Raw genomic sequence first — 11,435 nt, forward strand, 5'->3', positions numbered from 1 at the left:
TGTCACTCCCCCATCGAGATCGAGGTGTCGATGAACTCGTTCGTGTACAACGCCTCGGGGTCCACCGCCGAGGCGTCGGTGATGGTGCCCTGCGCCTCCAGCAGCGGGGCGAAGGTGTCGACGATCTCCGCCATCCGGTCGGGGTCGAGCTGGCCGAAGACACCGGAGGCCGGATCGTCGGTGACGATCCCTTCATCCAGCTGGGCCTGCGCGGAGAAGGTCGCGACCCCGGCGGAGTAGGACCAGGAGAGGTCGTAGGCCTCCACGAGCTCGACGATCAGTTCGTTCGTGGACTCGGGATCGTCGAGATAGTCGATCTGGGACTGCTGCATGATCGGCACGAGCAGCTCCAGGCACGGCGAGAGCTCCTCCAGCTTGTCGGCGCGCACGGCCAGCGGCTCGGGGTAGATCGAGAAGCCGACCTCGCTCATCAGCTGGTAGCCCACCGGGCGGCCCCATTCGGCGATCTCGTTCTCGTAGATGTAGGGCTCGGCGGTGGCGAATCCCTGCTGCATGATCGTGGTGTCGGAGACGAACCGCGCCGGGGTGCCCTCGTAGCTGGTGTCGGACTGGGCGAGGTCGAAGCCGACGGTCTCGGCGAGCAGCGCCGGGATCACATCGCCGGAGGTGACCACCACGGCTCCCTGACTGGTGACCTCTTCGATGGTGGTCGCGCCCGGATAGGTCTCGGGGTCCCACATGAGGATCTGCGGGCTATAGGTCATCTGCGAGGTGACCGCCACCGTGGGCTGCGCTTCGTGCGCAGCGATGGCGGCATCGGTGTTGACCGCACCGAAGGTGATGTCCTCATCCAGGTACATCAGCGCCGGAACGGGCTGGAAACCGACGTTCGGGCCGCCCGGCCGCACCTCGATGTCGACCCCGGTGTCGGTGCCGTCGACCACGAGTGAACCGCTGACGGACTTGTTCTCGGTGTCGATCTCGTAGTCGGGCCCCACCAGCTGGTACATGGCGCCGTGCTCGGCCTCGGGCTGCCAGTCCTGCTGCATGACCACGGTGGCCGGGCAGACGCCCGCCAGGTCGAGTGCACTGCCCGCCTCGGCTGCGGTGGTGCCGGTGGCTACGTCCCCGGCACCGGTGTCACTGGGTTCGGTGGCATCGCTGCTGCCGCTGCAGGCGGTGAGGGCGAGCAGGCCGGCTGCGGTGGTCGCGGACAGGAGGAGGTGTCGCTTCATGGGGATCTCGCTTTCGGAGGAGGGAAGGGACGGGGTTGGAGGTCTGCGGCTACCCGGGCGGTCGCGCCCAGGTGGGCCAGGAACAGGTGAGACTGGTGCGGGGGTGCGGGCTCCGCCGTCGCCGGACGCCTACTGTCGCTGGCCGTACCAACGGCCGATGACGAGCCGGTCCAGCACGGCGAAGAGCGTGAAGACCGCCACGCCGAACACGGCTGTCAGCGCGATAGCGGTGAACAGGGCGTCCATCTGGATCCGCAGCGTGTAGGTGCGCAGCAGTCCGCCAATGCCCACGGGGCCCTGCTGGAAGAAGTAGTCGCCGACCAGCGCGCCGATCACCGACAGCCCGGCCGCGTTGCGCAGCCCGGTGAAGATCGACGGCAGGGCGGCGGGGAACTTCAGCTTGGTCAGGCGCTGCAGTGCGGTGGCCTTGTTCAGAGTGAACAGGTCGTGGCTGGCGGCACTGGCCGACTGCAGCCCGAACAGGGTGTTGGAGATCATCGGGAACAACGCGATGATCACGCACACGATCACCCGGGCACCGAGCCCGTAGCCGAACCAGATGCCGATGAGCGGCACCAGGGCGAGGATGGGGATGGTCTGCAGGATGACGGCGTAGGGATAGAGGATCCGTTCGGCCCACCCGGCCGAGGACATCAGCACGGCGTAGCCGATCCCGACGGCGACCGCGATCACCAGTCCGATCATCGCCACCGACACACTGCGCCCGAGTGCCTCGAGCATCGGAGTCATCACAGCCGGGTTGGTGGCCGTGTTCCCGAACGCCTCGTGCGGGGGCGGGAGCAGGAACCGTTGCTCGGCCGGCAGCAGGAGGTAGGAGACGAGGTACCAGATGGCCGCGATCCCGGCGAGGGCGAGCAGGATCGGGGCCGCCTTGCCGAGTGCGGCTCGCCACCGGGGAGGTCCGGGGACGGCGGTCGTGGATGCCGTGCCGAGAGTGCGTGCCTCCACCTCAGGAGCACTGGGGCGGGTGGCCGGGCCGGGGACTCCGACGGGGCGATCGTTGCCGACACGGCTCTGGTTGAGGCGGTCGGACTCGCTGGACTGCTGCGACTGGTCGCTCGCCGGAGTTGCCGGTGCGTGCTCGGCTGATGGGTGCTGGGTACGTGCGTGGGTGGCGGTCATGAGTGCTCTCCCAGTGCGGTGGAGACCTCGCCGGTGAGGGCGGCGAACTCGGATGAGTAGCGCAGTTCCGGCGGGCGGGGGTAGTCCCAGGGGATGGGGATGTCGGCGACGACCTGGCCGGGCCGTCCGCTCATCACGATCACGCGGGTGGACAGGTACACGGCTTCGGACACGGAGTGGGTGATGAACAGGCCGGCGAACTTCTTCAGCTGGAAGATCCGCTGCAACTCGGTCTGCATCCGTAGCCGGGTGATCTCGTCGAGAGCGCCGAAGGGTTCGTCGAAGAGCGCCAGATCGGGGTCGGTCACCAGCGCCCGGGCGATGGAGACGCGCATGCGCATCCCGCCCGAGAGCTGGCGGGGGAACTGCTTCTCGAAGCCCGTCAGGCCCACCAGATCGAGGACCTCCTGGGCTCTGGAACGGCGTTGGGAGGTCGGCAGTCCGCGCAGTTCGTCGGCCAGTTCGACGTTCTTGGCGGCGGTGCGCCACTCCAGCAGCGTCGCTTCCTGGAAGACGTAGCTGGTCGCGTGGGCGTTGACCTCGACGGTCCCCTCGGTGACGTCGTCGAGGCCGGAGGCCAGCCGCAGCAGCGTGGACTTACCGCAGCCGGAGGGGCCGACCACGGTGACGAAGTCCCCCGAGCGCAGGTGCAGGTCGACGTCGGTGAGCGCCACAGTGCCGGTGGCGAACTGCTTGGAGACGCCGTCGAGCACCAGGGTGCGGGTCATGGAGTCCGGTTGTGAGGCGGTGGGAGCGGGGGCGGAAGCGGTCGGGGCAGTCATGGGTCACCTTCCGATCGGGGTGGGGCGACGGGTGGGGGTGGATGACGTGGTTGCTGTGGTTGCCGTGGCAGCCAGAGCCGGCGTGGGCACTGCGGGGTGAGGTGCTGGGTGGTGGGGCGCTCTGTCCTCGGACGCTCTGTGGTCGGGGGGAGGCTCGACGAGGGCAGGGTGATCGAGGGAGCTGCGCACCCGGGTGTCGGCCACCACCCGGCCGCCGGAGACCACGACGCGCGCGGTGGTCCCGCCCGCGATCACGTCCCCGAGGTCGGCATCGGGTACCAGCAGGAAGTCGGCAGCCGCACCGGGTGTGGCACCCACCGGTGGCAGGCCGAGCACAGTCCGGGCGGAGGTGGTGACCGCCGCAAGCGCCTCCTCCGGGCGCAGGTGCCCGGCGCTCACGAGCAGCGAGGTGGTCTCGAAGGGGTCGGCCCGCCCGACCGGGTTGAACGGGTCCCGCAGGTTGTCCGCCCCGGCGGCCAGGTCGATGCCGGCGTCGAGGATCGCCCGCAGCGGTGCGATCCCGCGGGGGATGAGGTGGGTGTCCTGCCAGCCCTGCAGGTAGAGGTTGGTGATCGGGAGCGCGACGACCCCCAGGCCCGCGCGCGCCACCACGTCGAGCACGGGGGCGAGATCCGCCGGGGGCAGGGAGCCCAGGCGCACGCAGTGGCTGGCTGTGACGCGCTGGGCCAGCCCCCGGGCGAGCACCTGCTGGGCGAGGTCGGCAATGTCAACGATGTCAGCAATGCCGCCGCCTCCGGCGTGCTCGTCGAGGGTGGTCTGCTCATCGGTGTGCAGGTCGACGGGCAGGCCGGTCCGTTCGGCGAGGTCGAGCATGCGGGTGGTCTCGTGCCGCGGATCACTGGCCAGGTGCGGGCAGCCACCGATCACGTCGATGCCGTGGTCGACAGCCTCGGCGACCACCGCGTCCGAGGCATGCTCACCCGCGAGCAGGCACACCTGCAGCGTGAGCGTTCCGCGTAGCTGTTCGCGCAGGGCCACCAGGGCGTCCACCCCGCGCAGCGGGTCGCCCGTCATGTGAACGTCCACGTGCGTGCGCACCGTGGTGATGCCGCGGGCGAGATAGCGCCCGACGGCGGCCCGTGCGCGGGTAGTGATGTCACCGGCGTCAATGGTCGGGGTGATGGACCGCCAGGCGTCGATTGCCCCGACCAGGTCGTGCCCGGTCCCGGGCGGGATCCGGTTCGCCGTCAGCGCCTTGTCGAGGTGAGCGTGGGGTTCGCTCGCGGCCGGGACGAGCCGCCACCCGGTGGCGTCGAGGGCTCCGGCCGGCTCGGACGTTCCGGGTGCACATCGGTCCGTGGACGCGCCCGCGAGATCACGCGTGTCACCCACCGCCGTGGCTGCACCGCGCCCAGCCACCGCCTCAGGCCCGGCGCCTGCAGGTGTGACCGCGGCGATCGTGCCACCGGCGAGGGTCAGGTCGGCGATCGTGCCGTCGAGCAGGCGCACCCCGCGCAGGCTCGTGACGGTGGTCCCGGTCAGATCCGCCCATGCGTCCGGCGCTCCCATCGAGACGGGGCCGGTCACAGGGCCGGTCGCGGGGCCGGTCACAGGGCCGGTCACAGGGCCGGTCATCGTGACCCTCCGGACGTCGCATCGGTCAGGATCACGACGCCGTCGTGCTCGTGCCGCCAGGCCCGCCCCCCGAGTAGGTCACGGCCCGGCTCGGGGCGAGTGACGCCGTCGAGAACGGCCGCAGCCGCCGCGGCCACCGTCCGGACGTGGCTTCCAGGCATCTCCGGACGCAGGTTGTGCGCGACCAGCGCCCGCTGTGCCCCGAGGGTGGCGAGGCGGGCGGTGGAGGTGGCGAACGCCGTCAGATCAGCGTCAGCTCCGTGCAACCAGTGAGCGGCACTGAGCACTGTGTCGCCGGTGACGAGGGTGCCGGTGGATTCCTCCCAGACACTCAGGGCGTCCGGTGCGTGACCGGGTGTGTGCAGGATCGTCACGATGCGGCCACCGAGGTCGATCCGCTGCCCGTCAGCGAGGGGGACGCTGGCTGGGGTGGCCGGGATCTGCCAGCGACGCAGGTCGGGCAGGTCCCGCATCCGCGGCAGGCCAGTCAGCGCGAAGAAGGACTGGTCGTCGATCTCGCGCAGCGTGTGGTGCTCGGCCACGACCTCGCGCATCACCCGGGCGTAGCGGGCCAGGAAGGCGGCGTCGACCTCGGTGAGCTGGGAGGCAGGGTGGGCGGCGAAGCCGGATACCTCCAGCCGGCCCTCACGGTGGGCGCGGGCGAGATCGGCGTGGCCGCCGCGGTGATCGGCGTGCGCGTGGGTGGAGACCACCAGTACCGGCAGTGTCGTCAGATCGGCGACGATCTCGCTGATCGGTGCGATGCCCATCCCGGAGTCGATGAGAAGGGCTCGTTCGCGGCCGGTGAGGAGATAGCTGTTGACGTGGCCGGGTTCGGCGATCAGATGCCCGCCCCCGAGGTCGCGGACGTCGAACCAGTCGGCGGCACGGGCGTGGCCGGCAGGTCGGGACATCGCGATCTGGCCCTCCGGCTCGGGGATCACGGCGGGTTGGGTGCGGTGGCCACGAGGGGTGCCGGCTCCTGAACTCGACACGTCCGCTGAGCCGGCCGGATACCAGCCGCTCATCGCCTCGACGCACGAGCTGGTTGTCTGAACCTGCATGCCACCTCCCGGGTACTTCCGACTCGAAATGTTGATGTGGGTAACATCGAGCAACGTAAGCAGCGACTATTTCGCTGGCGTAACCGATCAGCACCGGATGTGTGAACATGACGACGACCGCGCCGAAGAGCCCGCGCAGAACGCGTAGGAGACAACCGACGAAACAGTCGGAAGCCGATGTGCTGCTCGGCGCCGCCATCCGCACCGCGCGGAAGGAGCGCGGGATGACCCTCGTGCAGGTCGGTGCCGCCAGCGGCCTCTCCCACCCGTTCCTCTCCCAGCTTGAGCACGGCCGTGCCCGGCCCTCGATGCGTTCGCTGTTCCATATCGCGCAGGCGTTGGGCACCACGCAGCAGGAGCTACTGGCCGCCGCCCGGCCACCCTCGGATGAGGTGCAACGCGGCAGCTCGGCGCCGCTGGTCGACGTCGACTCCGGCGGGGCACGGCTGCTGATGCAGACACCCAGCGGCACCGGCGTCACCGAGTTCCTCGGCGCACCGCCACAGTTCGAGGAGTTCTTCCGCCACACCCGCCATGAGCTGCTCTACGTGGTCTCCGGCTCGATCGACGTCGAGATCCTCGACGAACAGGGCATCTCGACCATCACCACCCTCGGCCCCCGGGACTCGATCGGCTACGCCGGCGAGACCGACCACCGGTTCCGCCGGCACGGGCCGGACCCGAGCGTGGTGCTGGTGGTGCACACACCGGACGGACCCAAGAGCGCCTGACGAACGACCTGGCCCTGCATCCGGATCACACTCCGGCGCGTGCGGGGCACTCACCTGCACCTCAGCATTCCCTCATCCCCCTGCATCCAAGGAGAGCACGTGCCCGAGAACCTCACCGGCGCCCCGCTACCGATCCTCGACCGCTGGGTCGCCGAAGCCGAGGCCGCCGGCCTCCCGCTGCCGAGCACGATGACGCTCGCGACCGCCGATGCCGCAGGCGCCCCACACGCCAGGACGGTGCTCGTCACCCAGATCGACCACCAGGGCCTCCGGTTCCACTCCTCGACCCCGACCACGAAGACCGAGGACATCGCTGCCAACCCCCGCGTCAGCGCGGTCTTCCACTGGCCGGCCCTCGGCCGGCAGGTGATCCTGACCGGTACCGCCCGCGAGCTCCCGACCGAGGTCTCCGACGCCGCCTACCCCACCCGACCCCGGCAGCTGCAGCTCGTGGCCTGGGCGTATGAGGATCTGGCGCCCCAGGGGCCCGGAACGGACGGGGAGGTCGATCAGACCCGGATCCGGGAGCGCTTCGACGCCGCCGCGGCGCGCGAACCTCTTACCCGGCCTACGGGTTGGACCACCCTGGAGCTCTCGCCCTGGCGGATCGACTTCTGGCGGGCCGGCACCGAGGACACACCCCCGACCAAGACCCGCTTCACCCACAGCGAGACCGCGGGTACCGCGGCGTCCCCGAGCGAAAAGTGGCGCGTCGTGGACACCCTGCCGTGACCGGCTCGACACGGGTCCGTCGGTCTGCGGCACCATCGGACCGCGCCCCACGCATCTGTGTCGGCTGCGCACGCCGAACCGCCCCGCACCGGGCGCCAGCAACCCTGGTGTTTCACGCAGGTAAGAACTTCGTATCCGATGTTCGCCCGGTCAACACCCGGGGTTAGCGTCGGGAAGGTGAGCACCACCATGATTGCCGACCCACCGAGCCCGCTCGAGGAGCCCCTCGAACCGCACCCGGCCTGGCCCGACCGGGAGCTGGAGCGAGCGTTCTGGCGCTACGAGACCGCACTGATGGCTGACGACGTCAGCGCACTGGACGACCTCTTCGCCGAGAGCACCACCACACTGCGATCCACCGGCGGCGCCACCCTGGTCGGTCACTCCCACATCGCCCAGATGCGCGCCACCCGCGGCGGGGCACCACGGCGCCGGCTCACGCGCGTGCACCTACGCGACCTCGGCACCGGGTGCACACTGGTGGTGGCCGAATCCGTTCGCCCCACGGGCTCGACCGGAGTGCAGACGCAAGTCTGGGAACTTCTCGACGGCCGGTGGCAGATCACCGCCGCGCACGTCTCCAGCGACGGGCCCAGCGAGGAGTGGCGTGCCGCGACGATCCGGCTCCTCTCCGGGTCCGACTCGACCATCTGGCGGGTTCCTCCCGGATCGACCCCGCTCGTCTCCGGCAGGCCCGGAGGACCCCTGACCGGGGCGAGCGTCGCCGTCAAGGATCTGTTCGCCGTCGCCGGGCAGCAGATCGGCGGCGGGACGCCGGCCTGGCTCGCCCAGGCCGGAACGGAGCCGCGCAACGCTGCCGCCGTGGATCTCCTCACGCGGGCCGGGGCCGACGTGATCGGCATCGCCCACACCGACGAACTGGCGTTCTCCCTCGCCGGCACCAACATCCATTACGGCACGCCTCCCAACCCCGCCGCCCCCGGCCGCATCCCCGGTGGCTCCACCAGTGGTCCGGCGGCCGCCGTGGCCACCGGTGCCGCCACCATCGGACTCGGCACCGACACCGCCGGCTCGATCAGGGTGCCGGCCGCCTATTGCGGCCTATACGGCCTGCGCACCACTCACGACGACGTCCCTCGCCGCGGCCTGCTCGGCCTCGCCCCCTCCTTCGACACCGTGGGCGTGCTCACCCGCGACCTCGCCACCCTGCGCGCCGCATCGGCCGCGCTGCTACCCACGTCGGCCCCGACGGCGGTGACTCGCCTGATCCTCGCCCCGTCGCTCCTGGCGCTGGCCGAGGAGGAGACGCAGACCGCGACGCTCGCCGCGCTGCGAGCCATCCCCGCCCACGTCAGCCAGGTACACGTCGACCCGGACCAGCTCGAGACCTGGTTCACGGCATTCCGCACTGTGCAGCAAGCGGAGGCGTGGGCGATGCACGGCGGGTTCATCTCCCACCATGGCGAGTCGCTCGAACCTGCCGTGCGCGAGCGCTTCCAGACCGGGGCACAGGTCAGCGCCCAGGCCGTCACCTCCGCCCGTGACGTTCTCGACCAGGCCCGTGACCAGCTTCGCGACCTCCTCGACGACGCCGCCCTGGTTCTCCCCACGAGCTCCGCTCCCGCTCCCGCGCGGGATGCGAGTGAAGAGGAGATCGCCACCGCCCGTGCCGGCACGCTCCGGTTGACCTGCCTGGCCTCCCTGGCCGGGTTCCCGCAGGTCAGCGCCCCGACCGCCCGCGTCGGCACCGCACCAGGTGGGCTCTCCCTGATCGGCCCGCCCGGTAGCGACCTGAGCCTGCTCGACATCCTCGAGGCGACAAGAAGGACACGATGACGACAACCGCACTGCCTGCACCGCCGCTCGCACGCAACCGGTGGGGACTCTCCCCGGACACTGTCGACCTGCGGCGCCCACCGCGGCCGGAACGGCCGCTCACTCTGCCGGCCCAGCCGCAACAGATCGTGCTGGACCTGGCGAGGACCGCCGTCGTGGTGGTGGATATGCAGAACGACTTCTGCCACCCGCAGGGGTGGCTGGCCGGGATCGGCGTTGACATCAGTGGGGCGCGTGAGCCGATCGCGCCGATCGCCGGACTGCTGCCGGTGCTGCGCGGGGCCGGTGTACCGGTGGTGTGGGTCAACTGGGGGAACCGGCCCGACCAGGCGAATCTGCCCCCGGGAGTGCGGCACGTTTACGACAGCGACGGCACCGGCGGCGGCATCGGCTCCACTACGTCGCCGTCCGGAAGCCCGGTGCTGACCAAAGACGCCTGGGCCGCGGCCGTGGTGGACGAGCTCGAGATCGCACCCGAGGACGTGTGCGTGGACAAGTACCGGATGAGCGGCTTCCCGGACACGCCGTTGGACTCGATCCTGCGGAATCTGCAGGTGGACACGCTGCTGCTGGCTGGGGTGAACGCCGACCAGTGCGTGCTGGCCACGCTCACCGATGCCGCGAACCTGGGATATGACGTGGTGATGCTGGAGGACGGCGTGGGCACCACCAGCCCGGAGTTCTGCATGCAGGCCACCGTGTACAACGTGCGGCAGTGCTTCGGGTTCACGGCTCTCGGGTCCCACCTGGAGGCGGCACTGGCGGCACAGGAGCAGGGCTGATCGACGTGACCGCGTTCGATCAGCAGTGGCTCGGGGACCTGGGTGCCGCTCGTCCCGACCCCGGGGGTGGTGCCGCGACGGCGGCCGCACTCGCCCTGGCCGCCGCCCTGACGGGCATGGTCGCCCGCTACGCGCCGGACTGTGACGAGAGCCGCGCGATCGCCGCCCGTGCGGAGGCCGTGCAGGAGGAGGCGACCGAGCTGATCGATGCCGACGCCCGCGCCTCCGCCCGGTTCGCCGAAGCGTTCCGGCTGCCGGAGAACACGCGGGTGGAGCGGCGTCACCGGGATGCCGCGATCGAGCGGGCCGTGGAGGTCGCCCACGCCCGGGTGAGCGAATGCCGTGCGGCGGCGCGCCGCCTGCTGCCCGATCTGGACCGGCTGGAAGTGATCGGCAATGCCGCGGTCAGGGCGGATGTGGGGGTAGCGGCCGAGCTCACCGGTGCGGTGATCCGGGCCAGTGAGATCACCGCCGCGGCAACCCTGGCAGCGGGCGGCGGTGACCGGAACGACACAGATGCGTCGAGCTAGGCAGCCGGCTGCGCGACTCGACGTATGACGGTCGATGGGGACAGGACAAGGCGGGAGGAGGACAGACCGGCAGGTCCGGCCAGGAGGGATGGAACAGCACGCGGCCAGGCCGGGTTGAGTGAGGCAGGGATGAATCCGGGTCGGATCAGGCCGGCCGAGGCGCCTCGGTCGCGGTGACCCGGATCGTGTACAGACTCGTGGTGGCGGTGATGAACAGCTCCCGTCCGTCCTCGCCGCCGAAGCAGACGTTGGAGACAGTCTCCGGCACCTCGATCGTGGCGAGGTGATCACCCTCGGGTGAGTAGATCTGCACACCGTCACCGGCAGAGGTCCAGATGCGGCCCTCGGTGTCGATGCGGAACCCGTCGGAGGCGCCCGGGCGGACCGTGGCCAGCACCCGGCCGTTCCCGCACACGGGAGCTCCGCCGTCTGGGATCTGCACGTCGTAGGCACGGATGTGGCGCGCCCCCTCCCCGGTGTCGGAGACGTACAGGGTGCTCTCGTCCGGTGAGAACGCCAGCCCGTTGGGGTGGACCATGTCGGTGATCACGGCGGTCAGTTCGCCGGAGGACTCGTCGTAGCGGAAGACGTAGCAACCGTCGTACTCCTGGGGTGCCTGGCGGCCCTCCTTGTTCGTGAGGATGCCGTAGGGCGGGTCAGTGAACCAGATCGCGCCATCGGAGGCGACGACCACATCATTCGGGGAGTTGAGGCGGCGACCCCGCCAGGAGTCGACCAGGGTGACCGAGGCGGGAGTGGCGTCGATGCTGTCCCGTTCCACCGCGCGCCGTCCGTGCGAACACTGCACGACAGCACCGGTCAGATCGCGGGTGCGGCCGTTGGTGTACTCGGCGCCGGAGGAGTAGACGCGGGTGCGTCCGGAGGTCAGGTCGTGTTCGAGGATCCGGTTGTTGGGGATATCGCTCCAGCGCACACGTCCGGCGGTCTCGGGGCCGGGCAGCCATATCGGGCCTTCAGCCCAGACACTGCCGGTGTACAGACGGCGCAGCTCGGCGCCGGACTCGATGAACGGTTCGACCATGGACACAGCCTGGCAGAGAAACGGCCGATGCGATCGCATC

11 protein-coding genes are annotated in these 11,435 nt (G+C 70.5%); 5 read left to right on the plus strand and 6 right to left on the minus strand.

Annotated elements, in window-relative coordinates:
• Positions 1-2: 2 nt before the first annotated feature.
• From FV560_RS07945 to FV560_RS07965, 5 genes are all read right to left on the minus strand, one after another.
• The gene (locus FV560_RS07945) at positions 3-1,196 is read right to left on the minus strand and encodes a hypothetical protein (RefSeq protein WP_159620990.1); all 1,194 of its coding nucleotides are present in this window, start codon (positions 1,194-1,196) and stop codon (positions 3-5) included.
• A 129-nt stretch (positions 1,197-1,325) separates the two neighbouring features.
• A complete protein-coding gene (locus FV560_RS07950; protein WP_159620991.1) occupies positions 1,326-2,339 on the minus strand; it encodes an ABC transporter permease in 1,014 nt (337 codons plus the stop codon).
• Entirely contained in the window at positions 2,336-3,121 is a 786-nt protein-coding gene (locus tag FV560_RS07955) for an ABC transporter ATP-binding protein (protein WP_159620992.1), read from the minus strand. Before FV560_RS07955 ends, FV560_RS07950 begins: the two co-directional genes overlap by 4 nt.
• Before the next feature lie 3 nt (positions 3,122-3,124).
• On the minus strand, positions 3,125-4,717 hold the full coding sequence (locus tag FV560_RS07960) for an amidohydrolase family protein (RefSeq protein ID WP_200837576.1): 1,593 nt from the start codon (positions 4,715-4,717) through the stop codon (positions 3,125-3,127).
• Positions 4,714-5,781: an MBL fold metallo-hydrolase gene (locus tag FV560_RS07965; protein WP_159620993.1), complete on the minus strand. Its 1,068-nt coding sequence runs from the start codon at positions 5,779-5,781 to the stop codon at positions 4,714-4,716. Before FV560_RS07965 ends, FV560_RS07960 begins: the two co-directional genes overlap by 4 nt.
• 107 nt (positions 5,782-5,888) lie before the next feature.
• Between FV560_RS07965 and FV560_RS07970 the strand changes: the two genes are divergently transcribed.
• From FV560_RS07970 to FV560_RS07990, 5 genes are all read left to right on the plus strand, one after another.
• Entirely contained in the window at positions 5,889-6,512 is a 624-nt protein-coding gene (locus FV560_RS07970) for a helix-turn-helix domain-containing protein (RefSeq protein ID WP_159620994.1), read from the plus strand.
• A 99-nt stretch (positions 6,513-6,611) separates the two neighbouring features.
• A complete protein-coding gene (locus FV560_RS07975; RefSeq protein WP_159620995.1) occupies positions 6,612-7,244 on the plus strand; it encodes a pyridoxine/pyridoxamine 5'-phosphate oxidase in 633 nt (210 codons plus the stop codon).
• A gap of 177 nt (positions 7,245-7,421) precedes the next feature.
• Positions 7,422-9,041 carry an amidase gene (locus tag FV560_RS07980; RefSeq protein WP_235020000.1) on the plus strand — a complete coding sequence of 540 codons (1,620 nt, stop codon included), beginning with the start codon at positions 7,422-7,424 and terminating at the stop codon, positions 9,039-9,041.
• Positions 9,038-9,823 (plus strand): cysteine hydrolase family protein, encoded by a 786-nt coding sequence (locus FV560_RS07985; RefSeq protein ID WP_159620996.1) that lies wholly within the window; start codon positions 9,038-9,040, stop codon positions 9,821-9,823. Before FV560_RS07980 ends, FV560_RS07985 begins: the two co-directional genes overlap by 4 nt.
• A 5-nt stretch (positions 9,824-9,828) precedes the next feature.
• Positions 9,829-10,353 carry a cyclodeaminase/cyclohydrolase family protein gene (locus FV560_RS07990; RefSeq protein WP_159620997.1) on the plus strand — a complete coding sequence of 175 codons (525 nt, stop codon included), beginning with the start codon at positions 9,829-9,831 and terminating at the stop codon, positions 10,351-10,353.
• Between the two features lie 145 nt (positions 10,354-10,498).
• Here the strand turns inward: FV560_RS07990 and FV560_RS07995 are convergent, their stop codons facing one another.
• Positions 10,499-11,395 carry an SMP-30/gluconolactonase/LRE family protein gene (locus tag FV560_RS07995; protein ID WP_159620998.1) on the minus strand — a complete coding sequence of 299 codons (897 nt, stop codon included), beginning with the start codon at positions 11,393-11,395 and terminating at the stop codon, positions 10,499-10,501.
• Positions 11,396-11,435 lie beyond the last annotated feature (40 nt).

Source organism: Ruania rhizosphaerae (assembly GCF_009805705.1).
Lineage (GTDB): Bacteria > Actinomycetota > Actinomycetes > Actinomycetales > Beutenbergiaceae > Ruania > Ruania rhizosphaerae.

Excerpts from the sequence above, each read along its gene's own strand:
- FV560_RS07945 (WP_159620990.1), bottom strand. The coding sequence starts at position 1,196 with ATGAAGCGACACCTCCTCCTGTCCGCGACCACCGCAGCCGGCCTGCTC.
- FV560_RS07950 (WP_159620991.1), bottom strand. The coding sequence starts at position 2,339 with ATGACCGCCACCCACGCACGTACCCAGCACCCATCAGCCGAGCACGCA.
- FV560_RS07955 (WP_159620992.1), bottom strand. The coding sequence starts at position 3,121 with ATGACTGCCCCGACCGCTTCCGCCCCCGCTCCCACCGCCTCACAACCG.
- FV560_RS07960 (WP_200837576.1), bottom strand. The coding sequence starts at position 4,717 with ATGACCGGCCCTGTGACCGGCCCTGTGACCGGCCCCGCGACCGGCCCT.
- FV560_RS07965 (WP_159620993.1), bottom strand. The coding sequence starts at position 5,781 with ATGCAGGTTCAGACAACCAGCTCGTGCGTCGAGGCGATGAGCGGCTGG.
- FV560_RS07970 (WP_159620994.1), top strand. The coding sequence starts at position 5,889 with ATGACGACGACCGCGCCGAAGAGCCCGCGCAGAACGCGTAGGAGACAA.
- FV560_RS07985 (WP_159620996.1), top strand. The coding sequence starts at position 9,038 with ATGACGACAACCGCACTGCCTGCACCGCCGCTCGCACGCAACCGGTGG.
- FV560_RS07995 (WP_159620998.1), bottom strand. The coding sequence starts at position 11,395 with ATGGTCGAACCGTTCATCGAGTCCGGCGCCGAGCTGCGCCGTCTGTAC.